Consider the following 17256-nt stretch of genomic DNA (forward strand, 5'->3'; position numbering starts at 1 on the left):
CTAAACCGACTAGTCTAGTAAATTGTTCATTAAAGACAATTGATTATTTGCTGACTTTATAAAACATACTTTCGAGTAATGGGTTATAGTAGGAGGCGAAAGTATTATTTTTTTAAGATTCAAGCTTTCAAAACGTCCTAACTATCTGGCTACAGCTATACTTTCTTAAAATGTCCTAATTTGTATACTCTTTGCTACACAAACTACAGAAATTTTTCAGACTGTTTGCCAATTAAGGATTATTGAAAAATGGTACATCCACAAAGTTGGGTAAATTGATCGCTCAAGTTCAGCAGATGAAGTAGAAAAATTCTGCAAGAGGCAATATACCCGACTTTTCAAACACTTTCTTACCAAATCATACCTAAATTTAAAACAAAACCCTTTAAAACATCTTCTCCTGATAACGTAGCAGGAGAATCTAATATTTCAACATTTTGGTCTTGTCTATAAATCTCAACTTTTCGAGATTTACGATTAATTAACAAGCCTAAACGCACACCATTATCTAGATATTCTCTCATCTTTTCCTGAGCAACCTTTAAACTATTACTTGGGGAAAGTAATTCAACCACAAAATCAGGACAAATAGGAGGAAACTTTTCTTTTTGTTCACTAGTTAAAGCATCCCATCTTTCTAATTTTATCCAAGAAGCATCAGGGGAACGATCTGCACCATTAAGTAATTTAAAACAAGTAGAAGAATCAAAAGCGATACCAGTACCATCAGCATCAGTCCAATTCATTAATTGTTGAGTAATTCTTGCATTCTTATTTCCCGTTTCTCCCCCCGTAGGTGGCATAATTGTTAATTCTCCATTTGCGCTGCGTTCAAACTTCAAGTCCTTATTTGCTTGACATAGATTAAAAAATTGTTCATCTGTCAGTTCCAGTACTGGTTTGAGATTGACTGTAAAAGTATTCATAGCGATGTTCCAGATTAAATATTAAAGCAGCAATTGTAACTACCTTAGATACTATTCTATGTTTCATTACCCCGTGAGCAACGAGCGATCAATCGCACCTCTGCACATTCCCAAACGCCATACCTACGCTAACGCTGATTCTATGATGGAATTGTAGGCGATCGCTTTACAGAAAACCTCAAAAATAAGGCAATTGTCTATTGTGTAAGAGAGTGCGATCGCAATAGTTATTCTAATAAACAAGCAGATATCAAGCCCATCTTGGGTGTTTGTACCATTTTGACTCAAATAAGAAATGCTTCCAAGGCGGGTACGTCTATCCATTTTGATGCAGCATGAGATTGATGGGATAAATCCATCAATAACTGAGAATAAACGCCTTCTCGTAGTGATGGTACGATTTGCTGTTGGCGGTCAATTCCCTGTACCCATTGGTCTACTACCCGGATAAATGCACAAATGCGCCCATCGTTGTAATGTTGGGGAAACTTTAACCGACTAGGTATTTCGATTTCCGTAAGAGGTTGACCAGACTGGGAACCCCAAATACGAAATCCGTGTATATAGTCTTTTTGATTTTCGCTGCCTAATACTAAAGTACCGCGATCGCCATATACTTCTAGCCAATGGGTTCTAGCTGCATGAACAACCGCACTGATGGTAACTTGGCAAGGTGTACCATCTGCCAATTCCAGCGACAGCAAACAATTATCGTCGGTATTCACAGGCTTTAATTTTCCGCTAGCAGGGTCAACTCGTGTCGGAATTGCAGTACTCAAGTAAGCGTTTAATCTGCGTACTGTTCCAAACAGCCAGTAAATGTAATCAAAGGCGTGTGAACCCAAAGAACCTAATGCGCCACCGCCTTTGTCTTGAGAAGAATACCAATTCCAAGGTCGGGAAGTATCTGCACGGGAAGAACCTAACCAATCAATTTTAACCAAGCGCTTGTTACCTACATAGCCAGTTGACAACACTTCAGCGAATAGTTGCCATTCCGGTACAAAACGAAATTCAAAATCTACAGTCGCAGTTACCCCTTGATTTTTCGCTAATTGATATAATTCTTGGGCTTGAGATACATTTAAAGTTAAAGGTTTTTCTATCAATACATGTTTGCCAGCTTGCAAGACTGCTTTTGCCATTTCATAGTGCAGAAATGGCGGTGTGGCGATACTAACTGCTTGCACTTCTGGTAATACAAGAATATTTGCAATATTGTTACATGCATGAGGGATATGATGAAAGTCGGCAATTGTTTTAGCTTGATTAATATCTCGATGATAAACTGCAACAACTTCAGTGCGATGATGCGCCTGAAATCCGGGAATATGGACTTTTTGACCAAATCCAGTACCAACAACTGCAACACCAATTTTATTTGGATTCATGATATCTTTCCCTATCAAAAACAACTGACAACTGACTCGCATCGCGTAAATAAATTTACCGCAAAACTCGCATAGTCAAAGGATAGCGGTAATGTTGTCCCTTATATGCTTTGATGGCGGCGAAAGTGACTATAAATGCTTGCAATAACATTAATATAACAATTAACCACATCCACACAAATAATAAACCATCTAAAACTGTATTAACTTCATTAATCTCACCATGAGTAGTGACTGCAATACCGCAGCTAGCTAATACTAATAATAAAGATATAATGATTGCAATTAAAATATATAAAGTCACTGAAATTTGAAAATTTAAAGATTCTTTGCCTTGAAAATCAATCCAGGGATATTGTGATTTTTTGCATCGCCAAATTATCAATGGTGCGAGGATATTTAATGGCAAATATAATGGAATGCCTAGAAACACCACAACAAACAATAATACCCACGCCAACAAAGCCGAGATATGACACAACATCGCCCATATCCGCATTTGCTGTTTGTGTTTTTTGATCATGGCTGTTTCTTTTTAGATAGATTTAAGGAATGATTCCTTAACCACACTATCGGTAAACTCAGCCAAATAAAAGCTTAAAATCTCAGAATTTCTCGGTCATAATTTTCTGGAAGTGGTTCTACTTCCCAGACTACGCCCTCTTTTGCTTCTAAAGCGACTTCTATGTAAAGTTGTTCTACGGCAGTGGTAGCGATATCTTCGTTGTTAGGGAAAGGCTGTAAATCTTCGGTTAGGAGTCTTAGTTTAAAACCACCAGGAATGGCTGCGCCTACAGCAGTGTTACGTAACTCAAAGCGCCAATATTGTGCGTCTGGTTCACCTTGGGGTGTAATTAGCAGTTCATATAATTGACCTGCGATCGCTAATTGGCGTGATAAAGTAACTCGTGTTTGTCTTTGTTCTACACTCCGAGATGCAGCAGCACTTAATTCTAAATTCAAGCGTTCCCAACCAATAGCTTGCGCTACCTGAGAAATACCACTCTGCAACCATTGCAGAACTGACCGCTGTTCTGGTAATCCTAAACGTCGTTCATACAAACTTTGTCGCCAGCCGCCATGTTCAATTAATCCTCCCCATAATTCCCAAGGGCTGGCTAAACGGGGAGTAATAATTTCGGGCTTTCCCAGACGAGTAATTAAGTTTTGTGCTTGTGTTTGTGATAAAGTCGGCAACGCCATAATATTGCTGCGTGTAGGCTCCTGGGGACAAATTTGTCTCGCCACCATTAGCACACTAACATCAGCGATCATATCAATAGCATCTACAGCATAAGTGCGATCGCTGGCATCATAATTACCTTGAATTTTCAATTGTTCGTGGGTACAGTAGCCCCAAACCCTGACATAGCCTTCATCTGAATCTACTTGCACACCTAAATAATAATCACCAGCCCAACTCGGAATATCTACCCATTCTTGGCAAACTCGCAATTCACTTAAATCAAATGTCTCGTTGGGAACCAAAATAAATCGAGTCGTGTCTAATGTGATTGCGGTTCCACTCACCAATTCCCAAAAACTGGGTAAAACAGTGGTAGTTGGCCAAACCTGAGCCTGGGAAGTAAAATCCTCTTGCAGCCACGGCAAAACAGCACTCAAGCAAAGTTGATTCAAGTAAGCTTGATAACCGGAACCAGGATGAGAAAAAGCTTGACGATCAAGATCTGTGGTGGGAGGAATTTCTAAAATTAAATCTGTGGAAGCAAAACTTAATATATTGGTGTCAGGGGTCATAGTGGTTACTCCAGGGAACTTTTTGTTATAGCAAAGAGCATATAGATTATGAAAGCTTGAATATCAGAAACAGTAATATTTTTCCCTTAGATAACTCCAAAAAATAAATTATCTAATTTATTCAGGTTCTATTTTTCTTACTTCCCCCTGCTCCCTTCTTCCCTGCTATGCTGAGGCAACCAGGGAAAAGTTCTATTCCCGGCACAAAGGACGTGAAAATCTTTTTTAGCACAGGTTAGTGAGGAGATACACTGTAGTAATTATGCAACCATTCCTCCATCACGTTACTCATACTGGTAAGTAGGTCTGATGTCACCGCAATATGCAGAGTATCTTGACTCCAATTAGCCAAAGACCGCAGCAAAGTTTCTCTGGCTTTGGTCAGTCGCCGCGAAACCGTGTATTGCTTCATGTCTAATTGTTTGGCAATTGTATCTTGATTTAATTGTTGAGCGTAGTACAGTTGCAAAATCTGCTGTACTTGCAGTTCTAGTTGAGCGATCGCCTCGACTAAAAGTTTGTTAATATCAGCTTTTTGAGAGTTTCGGGTTTGTTCTTCTTCTTGGGTAACAAGTTGATGAATTAGGGATTGTTGTTCTGTCCCTGGTAGATTATCTAGTAACTCCCATGAATCATCACCACCTTTGGATACATTTAGTGAATTTGGGGTGGGGTAAAGATATTTGCGTGCAGCTTTAGCAATACTTAATAGCCACTTTTCGAGAGTTTGTGGGTTGACTTGTTGAGGGCTTTGTGAATTATAAGCTTGAGCGATCGCTTCCCAAGTTTCATGATCTGGTCTGGAAAGTTGCCGAGAATTACTGGCTTTTGTGGGTACATACAGAGTTTTAAAACAGTTCCAAGCCAGAACATAATTAACTATCGTGTCTGAGGATAAACCTGCATTTTGTAAAGACTCTTGCAAACGTTTTTGAGAAATTTTTCGTAACAGACCCCAATCTGTACAGATATCAACTTCGCGGCGTTGGCGCAAAGTTTCCCGAATAGCACTGCCAAAAATAATGCCAGCATAGTTTTTGAGAGTATTGCCTTGTTCAGGATTAAAACCTTTGAGGACTCTATCAACTTGGGCGATCGCTATTTGAAAACAGTCTGATAGTTTGTACTGCGTACTGACAAAGCTAGTGGCTGTTTTTTGCGATGTCCAGTAACAGGGTTCTTGTAAATAGGCCGCTAAATGTTGTTTAGCCAAAAGTTTAGTTTCAGAGACTTGCCAAAATTTATACCAGTACAACACCCAAAAAATCTCTGAAGTTTCTTTTGGTGTATGAGAAAGACAACTTTTGATACTGCGATGCAATCTTGATTCTATTGCCCAATGACTAAAGCGATCGCCATCAAACTGCACAAAAGTCGAAAAAATTTCAATAATATTTTGCCGAGGTTGCATAAAAAATTAAAAGCCGACTTATAAAAAAAGTGAAGGTAGGCATTATTGAACGCCTGCACAAACTTTACTACAAGGAAGGAAAGCTATGTTTCGGTTAACACTGAAATCTTTAATACTTGGTGGAATGGTAGCCATATCTACTACAACTAGTGTTTTCGCTCAAGTACCGAGATTAGAAAACTTGCAATTAGTACAAGCACCTAGCTTTAGTTGTGGTCGCTATCTTCGCACATATATTGTTAAACCTTTAGATAACCGCAAAGGTTCTGGTATCCGCTGCGTCAAATTCAGCGAAGGTAAACCGGGAACTACAGTTCCCAGGCTAGCATGGTACGGCGAAGGTAAGTGGGGCAATGCGACCTATCGTCATGTTGGACAAGCTATATACAGAAATTCCAACCTTGTCGGTTTCGCTTCTGACATTTATGGCAACGGAGAAAATACCAACAATAACTTCCCCGGTAATCTAAATGTGCAAGTCCTGGGTTCAACCATTCGTGTGACTGGTGCATGGAATGAAGAATGGCAATTAGTTAGGGCTACAAACTACAATCCTTTGCCCAGACCACGTACTTGTGGCGGATATTTCGATCAATATAAAGTTTCTGACCTTGCAGGAAGCCGCCGAGGTTCTGGCTTGCGTTGTGTTCTCCGCGTTGGCCCAGATAACACAACTTGGTTTGGCAATGGTAACTGGGGAGGTTCCACTTATTCTCACATCGGCACTCGTTCTTTTGATGGTCATGGTGCTGCTGATATTTGTGGTGCTGGTTTTGGTCCTATTTGTAACAACTTTGGTTGGGGTTCTTTAAAACTCAATTCTGTTCCTGGTGGTTTTAATGTCACAGGTGCTTGGAGTGAAAAATGGCGCTAATTGGGAACTGCAAAATATGCAGATACTTAAGGTAAATTTCTCCAAATTATCAGAGTTATATCTACCAAATATGTCATTAAAGACTGTATCTAGCCAAATAATAATTACTATTAATGGAGTGTTAATCAAATGTTGAAAAGTTCTTTAACTCTTGCTACTAGTGCAATTTTATCTGCTGCTTTAGTCAGTCCTGTTTTAGCTGCACCTGCCGATTTTGTTGGTACTTGGGTAAATAAAGATGCCAATACTCGCGGTGTAACTCGCTTGGTTATTACTTCAGCAGGTGGTAATAAATTAAATATTCGAGTGTTTGGTCAGTGTCATCCTAGTGATTGTGATTGGGGAACTAAACCATTAGTTACCTATGGTGTCAATGTTCAAGATACTAACCATAGTTATGCTACAGCCAACTATAATAAGGGGTTTGCCAATTCTTTCTTGACTTTAAATCACGCAGGTCAACAAGTAATGTTGCAAGGCTACACTCAGTTTTTAGATAATAGTGGTCGGCAAAATTACTATTCTCGCGAGTACTTTCAACGACAACCTAGAGTGAGAGTTCCTGTAGATATTCGTCAATTACCTGCTACTCCATTCAGGTAATGAACAACAAGATCCCCGACTTCTCAAAGAAATCGGGGATCTAAGTCTTTTAGTTAAAATCATCTAACATTAATCTGGACTAAGTTCTTGCTGCCAATCTTTGGAGATTAATAATGACCAAAAAAAAATCCTAATACCGCTAAACCAGCTATGCCATCAGTCCAGATTAAAAGGTGCATCTTCGTTGAAAACTGTGATAAATTCCCATAAAAGTAATGTCCTGGGCTAGCTAAACCTGTCAATGAATAGATAAACAAACAGCCATAAGCAAGCCAAAATTTTTGATATTTATATAACCAATACCCCATAATTCCTATGACTGTAAGAATAAACCATAATTGATAAATTGAAGGGGCAGTAATCCATTTTGGTTGGGGATACTGCTCAATAAAAAAGTAATTATCGGTAAAGTGAAGACCTGTAGAAATGATGTTGATAATTAGCAAAAGTTTCAATAATCCCTGACCCTTGGCTGCAAGTGTCATCATCAGGTTTCCTCAAATTTAATAGTCTATGACTTAATGTAAAGTCACGATCGCCAGTTTTTCCGGATTAGCCAAAACCCAACTGAAGAGATAATGTATATTGCATCTTTGTACTAAACTTATGGATTTGCCTCAACGCGTATCAATTCGTTACAAAGACACACCCTACAACACTAATGAGATACGCTTAAAAACTTTCCGACTAGCGCTACAAATATGGGAAGAACAAACCAAACCTAGAAAAACAGAGCTTTATACATTTATATCAGCTTGCATAAAGCAGGTAGACCGTCAAGATCGTTTTATGTTTTCTCTGCTATTCGTCGAATTAACAGACCTGATCCGTAATTCTACACTTGATAGGGGAACGAGAGAAGTATTGATTAAAACAGCTTTTAGTGAGTTTGCTTACGCTTTAACAGACTTTGAAGATAGCAATAAAAAAGATTAGTATTACTTATTAGTACAGCATGACAGAAATAAACCACCGATAAGAAATGTCTAAAACCCTTGTAAAAAGTAATTACGTAAAGCCTGCGGCATAGCTGCGCTTAGAGCGTAGCGGTAGCGAGTCCGCGATAGCGACGTAGGAGCGTCATTACGAATTACAAGCTACTTTATTCGTCTCTATTATGGCTGTTTTTGTCGCGTTTGATACTTTCTTCTAAAGCTTGAATTTGTTCACGACGAGCTTCTAACTCTAGAGAACGACGTGCCAAATCTTGATTTTGCAATGTCAGAGATTGTCGCCATTGTTCGGCTCGTTCTGCTTCTTGTTGTAAGAAATCTGGGGTAATACCAGTGCTAAGATAGGCTTGAATTAAATGTAAAACCCAGTTAGTAGCATCTTCTAACTTAATAATGTCACCTGTAGGGGAAAGCTCAACTAAAACTAGCAATTTTTCGCTCATAGTATTTCCTTTCCCTAGCAAGATGAAAGCTTCTTCTGGGATAATTGCCCAGACTTGATCAATTTCCTGACGCGCTAACAAGCGCAACTGATACTGATCTAAAAATTCATTTCTATGTACCTGGGCTAGATATAGCATGGTCTTCGCTTGGCTCCAACTTGAAATTTAAAATAAAAAACGCTTTTTGATAATTAGGTAAATTCTAGTCATAAAATTACCATAGCCGTTGGTTTCGACTACTTCGACTGCGCCCTTTGACTACTTCGACTACGCTCAGTACAAGTGCGCTCAGGCTAAACTCATACCAAGTTGTAGTCAAATATGATATTCCGTCATTGCGACTGGAACAAAGTCGAAGGAAGCAATCTCATCAACCTTGAACTACTACAATAGAACGCAAATTAGTATCAGTACAAGTTCGCTCAACCAACTGAGGGGTCGATAGTTGAGCGAAATTGAAACAAGAATCTCCTATTACACCAGTAGGTTTGATGGTGAGAGTGTCAAGTCGCTTCGCTCCAATTCGTAATTACTAATGGGCTACGCTTTGCTGCGCTCTAAGCGTAGCTATGCCGCAGGCTTTACGTAATTCGTAATTAATACCCCATGAATAAATTTAGGGGCTTGAAACCCGAATGAATTACTTATTAATTTTGTCCGTAATTACGAATTACGAATTATTTGGTCAATGCAGCTATGCCTACAGCAAGGCTTGGAGGCGATCGCGCAGAATTTCTACTTGTTTTTCAGCTTCGGTTAAAGCATCTCGCGCTCCTTGGACTACATCTGGTCTAGCTTTATCCACGAAATTAGAATTACTTAACCTTGCACTGAGAGAATTAACTTCTGCTTCAGCTTTGTTGAGGCTTTTTTCTAACTTGGCGCGCAGTGTGGCAGTATCTACAACATCGCCAGTCAAAGGAATTACTACTTGTACTGTACCAATTACACCAGCAATTTCTTTTTCTGGTGCTTGTGTTGATTCTGTCTGAGGTAAGTTCTGCTGGTCAAGAATTGGCATTAATAGTCGGTTCCAAAACTTTTGTCTAGCCTGAGCATTAAGCAAGTTTTGGGCAATAAACCAAGTAGCATAAACCAAGCCAACCATTTCTAAGAAAGTTCCTAAAATAGGAACACCATTCATAGCATTGCCAATCGCTAAACCGATCCTGCCAAAAACAATTACCACAATGATTAAACCAATTACCTTCAAACCTCTTTGAGGCTTTTTCGCAGTTGCTGTTTGGCTATTTTGCTGATCAGCAATAGTTAAAGTCTCCACCTTAGCTAAATCTTGAATGTAAGCCTGTCCAGCAGTTAAAATTTGCCTTTCTTGAGCATTTTCACTTTGTAAATTCGCTGTTACTTTCGCTCCTGGTTTGATATCAGCTTCCGCGCGTAAATTCCGAATTGTGCGGATAGTGCCAATTAATAATTCAAACTCTTCCTCCAAAGCCGAAGCAATCAAATCATTATCAACTTGCGGATAGAGTTGTAAAGCTAAAGTTTGTTTTGAATCTGCTGGTTGTTGAGTGAGAGTCTGCCAAATCTCCTCAGTAATGTGGGGCATAAAAGGATGCAGGAGTTTTAAAATTCCTTCTAGTACATAAGCTAGGATTTGTTGAGCAACTCGCCGGGAGGAAGCATCTGCACTTGGTTGGAGGCGAGATTTTACTAGTTCAATATACCAATCACAAAAATCACCCCAGATAAACTCATACAGCCCTTTCGCTGCTTCACCTAAACCGTAATTGTCGATGTAACTGGCAGTTTGTTTAATAACTTGATGATAGCGAGAAAGAATCCAGCGATCGCTAATTTCTGTAGGAATTGGTTTTCCTAATTGTTGTGGTGTCTGTTCATCCAAGTTCATCATCACAAACCGAGCCGCATTCCACAACTTGTTAGCAAAGTTACGGGATGCTTCTACTGATGGAGATTCATCCTTTTTGCGATCATATTCCAAGCGGATATTTTGACCAGCACCGACAACTTCCTTAACCATCGTGTAGCGCAGGGCATCAGTACCATATTTACCAACTAATAATAATGGGTCAATTCCATTACCTTTAGTCTTAGACATCTTTTGACCATTTTCATCCAGCACCAACCCGTGGATGTAAACATCTTGAAACGGCATTTGCCCAGTGAAATGACCAGCCATCATCGTCATTCTGGCAACCCAGAAAAAGATGATATCAAAACCTGTAACTAAGGTACTGGTAGGATAATAAGTAGCTAAATCCTGGGTTTGTTCTGGCCAGCCCAAAGTCGAAAACGGCCAAATTCCGGAAGAAAACCAAGTATCCAATACATCTGGGTCTTGTTTTAACTGGACATTTTCACCAAATTGTGATTTCGCTTTTTCCCAAGCTGCGTCTGCTGATTTGGCCACAACAAACGGGGTGCTATCGGTAATTTGACCACCCGTTTCACTGACAGCATACCAAGCCGGAATTTGATGCCCCCACCATAATTGACGAGAAATGCACCAATCTTTGAGTTTGACTAACCAATCACGATAAACCTTAGTCCAACGTTGGGGGACAAACTCCGGAGAACTTTGTTGGTCAAGGAATTGTAGGGCTTGGTCAGCCATTGGGCGAATTTTGACAAACCACTGAGTTGACAGCAAAGGTTCAATCGGGACTTTACCGCGATCGCTATAAGGAATGGTATGCTTATAATTCTCTACCTTCACTAAAACGCCATCTGCTTCTAGGCGAGAAACTACATTTTTTCTAGCGACAAAACGATCTTGTCCTTGAAACTCACCAGCATTTTCGTTGAGTGTGCCATCCTTATTAAGAATATTAATTAACGGTAGATTGTGGCGCTTACCCATTTCAAAATCATTGGGGTCATGGGCAGGAGTTACCTTGACACAACCTGTTCCGAATGTGGGGTCAACAAACTCATCACCAATGATAGGAATTTCCCGGTGCATTATTGGCAGAGTTAGCGTTTTGCCAATTAAATGCTGATATCTTTCATCATTGGGATTAACTGCTACCGCGGTATCACCCAACATAGTTTCTGGTCGAGTCGTCGCTACTTCCACATAACCAGAATTATCTGTCAGCGGATAGCGGAAATGCCAAAGATTTCCGTCAACTTCTTGGTTATCTACCTCCACATCAGACACCGCTGACTGGGAAGCCGGACACCAATTTACTAAGTACTCGCCACGATAAATTAATCCTTCTTCGTAGAGACTTACAAAAGCGGATACCACGGCTTTTGATAAACCCTCATCCATCGTAAACCGTTCCCGCGACCAGTCTACTGAGACCCCTAAGCGTCGTAGCTGATTGAGAATCGTTCCCTCAGACTCCGCTTTCCATTGCCAAGCGCGTTCTAGGAATTGTTCACGTCCTAACTCTTGACGAGTTTTGCCTTCTTTTTTGAGTTGCTTTTCTAGCATCGTATGAACGGCGATGCTAGCGTGGTCAGTTCCGGGTAGCCATAAGGTATTGCGCCCCTGCATCCGGTGGTAGCGGATGAGGACATCAATTAAGGCATACTCAAAGGCGTGACCCATGTGCAAGCTACCAGTGACATTAGGTGGCGGAATCACAATGCAATAAGGTTCGCCGCCATGATTGGGGTCAGCTTTGTAGACTTGATTTTCTTCCCAGAATTTTTGCCATTTGGCTTCGGTGGTAAAGGGGTCGTAGAGGCTGGGGAGATTGGGAATGGTTGCGGTCATGCTGGGAAAACTAAGGTGGAAGGACTCTAATAAATTTTGCCACAGGGTTGAGAGGGTTTAATGGAAACGAACCGCCAAGACGCCAAGAACGCCAAGAGAGAGGAACCAAGTCAGGAGGTTGATAGACTTGCTTATGCTGTGATAGGGGCAGCAATTGAGGTGCACCGGGTGTTGGGACCGGGGTTTTTGGAGGAGGTGTATAAGGAGGCGCTAATTATAGAGTTTTTCAGGTGCGGGATACCTCATGTGGTTGAGAAGTCGGTAACAGTAAATTACAAAGGACATGAGGTAGGAAAGGGCAGATTAGATTTTCTGGTTGCTAACTGTCTAGTTGTAGAATTAAAAGCTGTTCAGAATTTAGCCCCAATTCACGAAGCACAAGTCCTCTCATACCTCAGAATGACTAATTACCCTCTAGCCCTCCTCATCAACTTTAACGTCCCTCTCCTCAAAGAAGGCATCAAGCGTATTATCCTGTACTCTTAATATTCTCTTGGCGCTCTTGGCGTCTTGGCGGTACCCTTCGGGAAGCCACTTCGTGTCTACGTTAAAAAAAATCCATGAAACACCCAACCATCCCCCACACCCCCTGGTTTTACATCCCCACCCTATACTTTGCCTCCGGCTTACCCTACGTCATTATCAACACAGTATCCGTCATTTTTTACAAAAAACTCGGCATAGATAATGCCCAAATTGCCCTATGGACAAGCTTCCTCTATCTCCCTTGGGTAATCAAAATGTTTTGGGGCCCAATTGTCGATATTTACTCTACCAAAAGAAGATGGATACTCTACACCCAATTTGCTATGTTCTGCGCTTTGGGATTAGTAGCCTTTTGTTTACAATTGCCAAATTTCTTTTTTATCTCCCTAGCCGCATTAACAATTGGCGCATTTATTTCAGCAACTTATGACATTGCCACAGATGGTTTTTACCTACTAGCTTTAAGCCCAGAACACCAAGCCTTTTTTGTCGGTATTCGCTCCCTTGCTTACAGACTGGCTGTAATCTTTAGTTCTGGATTTTTAGTAGTTGTAGCTGGTCAGCTGGAAGTCTCCTTGAATAATATTCCTTTAAGCTGGACTCTAGCTATTGGCTGCTCGGCTTTAATTTTGGCGATACTTTTTATTTTCCATTGTTTAGTTTTACCTTTGCCTGAATCAGATACTGAACGACAACTACAAGCAACAGAGAAGATTCCATTTTGGACAATTATTAAATCATACTTTGCTCAAGAAAAGATTATAGCTGTTTTAGTATTTATCTTACTCTACAGATTGGGTGAAGCAATGCTGGTCAAAATAGCTTCTTTGTTTTTACTGGATAACCCAGAAGTTGGTGGACTCGGACTGACAACCTCAGAGGTAGGATTAGTTTATGGAACATTTGGCGTGTTATCGCTAATTTGTGGTGGTATATTAGGAGGATTAATAATTGCCAAATATGGGTTAAAAAAATGCCTATTGCCTATGGCCTTAGCATTGAATTTACCTGACTTGTTTTATGTTTATCTTGCTTATACTAAACCTTCACTAACATTAGTGTATCCTTTAGTTTCCTTGGAGCAATTTGGCTATGGAATTGGATTTACAGCTTTTAGTGTTTATTTAATGTATATTTCTCAAGGTGAATATAAAACATCTCATTTTGCCATATCTACAGGCATTATGGCTTTAGGAATGATGATACCCGGCTTAATTAGCGGTTATTTACAACAAGCACTGGGATACCCCTTATTTTTCGTTTTGGTCTGCTTCTTGACTATCCCCGGAATGATCACTCTATTTTTCATTCCTTTAGAGGTAGAAAAAAATAGTCCAACAAGTTAACAGAAATATTCGTGCGTTACATTATCACTAACGCACCTTAAAAGAAATAATTTAATTTTTATGCGTTATGTTTTAGGAATAGATGGGGGCGGTAGTAAGACTGTCTGTATCTTGATGAATGATGCGCGTCAAGTAATAGGACGTAGTGAAGCAGGGTCATCTAACTATCAAAGTATAGGTATTGCCGCAACATTAAAATCTATTCAATCTGCAATTTGCTCTGCTGTAACAAGTACGGTCAAAATTGAAGCGATTTGTTTGGGTTTAGCAGGTGTAGGACGCGCAGCAGATATCGAAAATGTCAAGGTTTTAGTGCAAGAATTACAAAATAGTCAACTGTTGCCGATTATTTGGGATTTACAACCATCTAATATTGTAATTTGCAACGATGCTTTAATTGCCTTGGTTGGCGGAGTTGGTCATGATGTCGGAATTGTCGCTGCTGTTGGCACTGGTTCGATAATTTTTGGGCGAAATCATCAAGGTAAGACGAAACGAGTTGGTGGTTGGGGATATATTTTAGGTGATGAAGGTAGCGCTTATAAAATTGCGATCGCTGGTCTGCAAGCAGCGTTAAAATCTTATGATGGACGTGAGATATCGACGAGTTTAGTAGAGAATTTTAAACAGCATTTAAGTTTGGCAAGTATAGAAGACTTAATAGAAGTAATTTATCGGCAAGGATGGAAAGTAAAAGAAATAGCAGCTTTAGCACCAATTGTAGATTTAGCCGCAGCGTCAGGTGATGAAGTAGCAAATAAAATAATTGATAATGCTGCCGAAGAATTAATCAAAGCAACTTCTACAGTAATTAATGCTATTTTTAGTCAAAATTCAGGTTTAGAAGTAATCACAACAGGAAGCGTGTGGCGTGGTAGCTCTAAGATACATGAAAGATTTACAGCATCGATTATTAATGAATTTCCTCATGCAAAAGTGATTTTTCCGAGATTTGAACCTGCTTATGGTGCTGGTTTGTTAGCGTTGCAGAGATTAACGAGATAACAAAACCTGAAGCCAAGTAGGATTAAAGATATGAATAGCATCAGCAATAAACTCTCGTAGAATGCAAATAAGCAAGCTGTAATCACAAGCGAGATATCACATACATCAGGAGTAGGACTGGATGGCTACAAATTCACCAAAACGGCTTAGTCAGCAGTTCGTCAGGTGGTTGCTCGAAAAAGACCGCAAAGAGCAAGAAGGAGCGTATCATAAGGAACAATCGCATCAGCAGCATCCTTGGTGGCAGGTTATGTGTCTGACTGGTGTCGATTATTTTTCCACCCTTGGTTATCAACCTGGTATTGCTGCATTAGCAGCAGGCGCTCTTTCACCTCTGGCTACCTTGATTTTGGTGCTGTTAACACTATTTGGGGCATTACCGATTTATCGACGTGTTGCTGCCAAAAGTCCTCATGGTGAAGGCTCTATTGCAATGCTCGAACATTTGCTGTCCTGGTGGCAAGGTAAGTTATTTGTCTTATGTCTGCTTGGTTTTGTGGCTACAGACTTTATTATTACTATCACTCTTTCTGCGGCTGATGCTACTGCTCATATTATTGAAAATCCGCTGATACCAAGTCTGTTTCACCAACAGCAGATAGGTATTACGTTGCTATTAATAACATTGCTAAGTGTAGTTTTCCTGAGAGGTTTTCAAGAAGCGATTGGTATTGCAGTATTTTTGGTGGGAGTTTATCTGCTATTAAATTTTGTTGTCATAAGTGTCGGTGTGTATCAAATTTTAAATCATTCAGATGCGATCGCAGCATGGCAAACTGCACTTTTTGCCCGCCATTCTAATATTTTTGTGATGCTCGGTGTATCAACATTGTTATTTCCTAAACTCGCACTAGGATTATCGGGTTTTGAAACTGGCGTGACTGTGATGCCCCTTGTCAAAGGTAGTAGCAGTGATATTGATAGTCATCCTCAAGGACGTATCCGTAATACACGCAAGTTGCTGACTACTGCCGCAGGCATCATGAGCTTATTTTTACTTACTAGCAGCTTTGTAACTACACTACTAATTCCAACCGCAGAGTTTCAAGCTGGAGGCAAAGCCAATGGACGTGCCTTGGCTTATCTCGCACATTTATATCTAGGTAATGGCTTTGGCACAATTTATGACCTGAGTACTATTACTATTCTCTGGTTTGCAGGTGCATCTGCAATGGCAGGGCTGCTGAATATCGTACCTCGCTATCTGCCACGCTATGGAATGGCTCCAAATTGGGTTTTAGCAACACGACCCTTGGTATTAGTCTATACAGTCATCGCTTTTGTAGTCACAATCATCTTTCAGGCGAACGTAGAAGCTCAAGGTGGAGCTTATGCAACTGGTGTATTGGTATTGATGAGTTCAGCTGCTTTGGCTGTAACTTTATCAGTTCATCGACGCAGAGCCAAGCGAGGAACAGTTGTTTTTGCCATAATCACGCTGCTGTTTATATACACTACTATTATCAACATTATCGAAAGGCCTGAAGGAATTAAGATTGCTGCATTCTTTATTAGTGCTATAATTCTGACCTCGTTGATTTCCCGTGTTTGGCGCTCTACCGAACTGCGAGTAGAACGAATCGAAATTGACGAAACTGCCCGCCAGTTTATTGCTGAACAAGGACAAGGGGCAATTAGGCTAATTGCTAATCGATTGAATGCAGGTGATGTGCAAGAATATTTTTTAAAAGAAACAGAGGTACGCCAGGACAACCATATTCCGCTGGATGATCCTATTTTGTTTTTGGAGATTATGGTAGCTGATGCCTCAGAATTTGCCGACGTAATCAGAGTTAAGGGAGTACAAGTTGGGGATTATCATATCTTACGGGCTGAAAGTGCAGCAGTTCCCAACGCGATCGCAGCTTTACTTCTCTATATTCGTGATCTTACAGGTAAAATTCCTCATGCTTATTTTGGTTGGGTAGAGGGCAATCCCTTACAGTACTTGCTGCGTTTTATCTTATTTGGTGAAGGTGATATTGCTGTAGTCACCCGCGAAGTTCTGCGTAAGGCAGAGAAAGATCCCGAACGTCGTCCTGGCATTCATGTCGGCGGTTAAAATTAGCAAATTATTCTTTCTTAACTGTTTGATGTGGTTATTTTATCCTCAATATAAGTAGGTAGGCTTAAATAATTATTGTTGAAATAAGGCAGGGGGTAGGGGGAGAAAGAGTTTGAGCCTTATTTACTTTTCGTTATATAGCTTGGTTTTATTGCACCGACTTACTTAACTATGAGAATACTTTGAAGTATTGTAAATGAAAAAGAGAGAATAATAGAATTTTATATTTATGTTGGAACTACATTCTTGTTTGAAACGTCTTGTTCAGTAAAATGTAGCAAGTAAT

15 protein-coding genes are annotated in these 17256 nt (G+C 40.2%); 7 read left to right on the forward strand and 8 right to left on the reverse strand.

Annotated features, from left to right (window positions below; genetic code table 11):
* Positions 1-350 precede the first annotated feature (350 nt).
* The 5 genes from QI031_RS04675 to QI031_RS04695 form a co-directional block, all read right to left on the reverse strand.
* On the reverse strand, positions 351-926 hold the full coding sequence (locus tag QI031_RS04675) for a Uma2 family endonuclease (RefSeq protein ID WP_281484048.1): 576 nt from the start codon (positions 924-926) through the stop codon (positions 351-353).
* 284 nt (positions 927-1210) lie between these two features.
* Entirely contained in the window at positions 1211-2317 is a 1107-nt protein-coding gene (locus QI031_RS04680; RefSeq protein ID WP_281484049.1) for a Gfo/Idh/MocA family protein, read from the reverse strand.
* Positions 2318-2372: 55 nt separating this feature from the next.
* Positions 2373-2840: a DUF4870 domain-containing protein gene (locus QI031_RS04685; protein ID WP_281484050.1), complete on the reverse strand. Its 468-nt coding sequence runs from the start codon at positions 2838-2840 to the stop codon at positions 2373-2375.
* A 74-nt stretch (positions 2841-2914) separates the two neighbouring features.
* Positions 2915-4075 (reverse strand): DUF1822 family protein, encoded by a 1161-nt coding sequence (locus tag QI031_RS04690; RefSeq protein WP_281484051.1) that lies wholly within the window; start codon positions 4073-4075, stop codon positions 2915-2917.
* A 235-nt stretch (positions 4076-4310) separates the two neighbouring features.
* Complete coding sequence (locus QI031_RS04695) at positions 4311-5486, reverse strand: sigma-70 family RNA polymerase sigma factor (protein ID WP_281484052.1); 1176 nt, start codon at positions 5484-5486, stop codon at positions 4311-4313.
* Positions 5487-5571: 85 nt separating this feature from the next.
* Here QI031_RS04695 and QI031_RS04700 point away from each other — a divergent pair, with 85 nt between their 5' ends.
* Together QI031_RS04700 and QI031_RS04705 are read left to right on the forward strand one after the other, a co-directional pair.
* On the forward strand, positions 5572-6360 hold the full coding sequence (locus QI031_RS04700; protein ID WP_281484053.1) for a hypothetical protein: 789 nt from the start codon (positions 5572-5574) through the stop codon (positions 6358-6360).
* 129 nt (positions 6361-6489) lie between these two features.
* Positions 6490-6963, forward strand: coding sequence for a hypothetical protein (locus QI031_RS04705; protein ID WP_281484054.1), 474 nt, complete (start codon positions 6490-6492; stop codon positions 6961-6963).
* Positions 6964-7070: 107 nt separating this feature from the next.
* Here the strand turns inward: QI031_RS04705 and QI031_RS04710 are convergent, their stop codons facing one another.
* A complete protein-coding gene (locus QI031_RS04710) occupies positions 7071-7451 on the reverse strand; it encodes a hypothetical protein (protein ID WP_281484055.1) in 381 nt (126 codons plus the stop codon).
* 118 nt (positions 7452-7569) lie between these two features.
* Between QI031_RS04710 and QI031_RS04715 the strand changes: the two genes are divergently transcribed.
* Positions 7570-7899, forward strand: a complete 330-nt coding sequence (locus tag QI031_RS04715; RefSeq protein ID WP_281484056.1) for a hypothetical protein — start codon at positions 7570-7572, stop codon at positions 7897-7899.
* Between the two features lie 166 nt (positions 7900-8065).
* On the opposite strand, the gene QI031_RS04720 is transcribed toward QI031_RS04715, so the two are convergent.
* Both QI031_RS04720 and QI031_RS04725 read right to left on the reverse strand, forming a co-directional pair.
* Positions 8066-8497 (reverse strand): hypothetical protein, encoded by a 432-nt coding sequence (locus QI031_RS04720; RefSeq protein WP_281484057.1) that lies wholly within the window; start codon positions 8495-8497, stop codon positions 8066-8068.
* A gap of 562 nt (positions 8498-9059) precedes the next feature.
* Positions 9060-12068: a valine--tRNA ligase gene (locus QI031_RS04725; RefSeq protein WP_281484058.1), complete on the reverse strand. Its 3009-nt coding sequence runs from the start codon at positions 12066-12068 to the stop codon at positions 9060-9062.
* Positions 12069-12128: 60 nt separating this feature from the next.
* On the opposite strand from QI031_RS04725, the gene QI031_RS04730 reads away from it, so the two are divergent.
* The 4 genes from QI031_RS04730 to QI031_RS04745 all read left to right on the forward strand — a co-directional run bounded on the left by QI031_RS04730 (position 12129) and on the right by QI031_RS04745 (position 16967).
* Positions 12129-12554: a GxxExxY protein gene (locus tag QI031_RS04730; RefSeq protein ID WP_281484059.1), complete on the forward strand. Its 426-nt coding sequence runs from the start codon at positions 12129-12131 to the stop codon at positions 12552-12554.
* 74 nt (positions 12555-12628) lie between these two features.
* On the forward strand, positions 12629-13900 hold the full coding sequence (locus QI031_RS04735) for an MFS transporter (protein ID WP_281484060.1): 1272 nt from the start codon (positions 12629-12631) through the stop codon (positions 13898-13900).
* Between the two features lie 60 nt (positions 13901-13960).
* The gene (locus tag QI031_RS04740; RefSeq protein ID WP_281484061.1) at positions 13961-14905 is read left to right on the forward strand and encodes an N-acetylglucosamine kinase; all 945 of its coding nucleotides are present in this window, start codon (positions 13961-13963) and stop codon (positions 14903-14905) included.
* Positions 14906-15026: 121 nt separating this feature from the next.
* Complete coding sequence (locus tag QI031_RS04745; protein WP_281484062.1) at positions 15027-16967, forward strand: APC family permease; 1941 nt, start codon at positions 15027-15029, stop codon at positions 16965-16967.
* Positions 16968-17256 lie beyond the last annotated feature (289 nt).

The organism is Halotia branconii CENA392 (assembly GCF_029953635.1).
In the GTDB taxonomy this organism is placed as follows: domain Bacteria; phylum Cyanobacteriota; class Cyanobacteriia; order Cyanobacteriales; family Nostocaceae; genus Halotia; species Halotia branconii.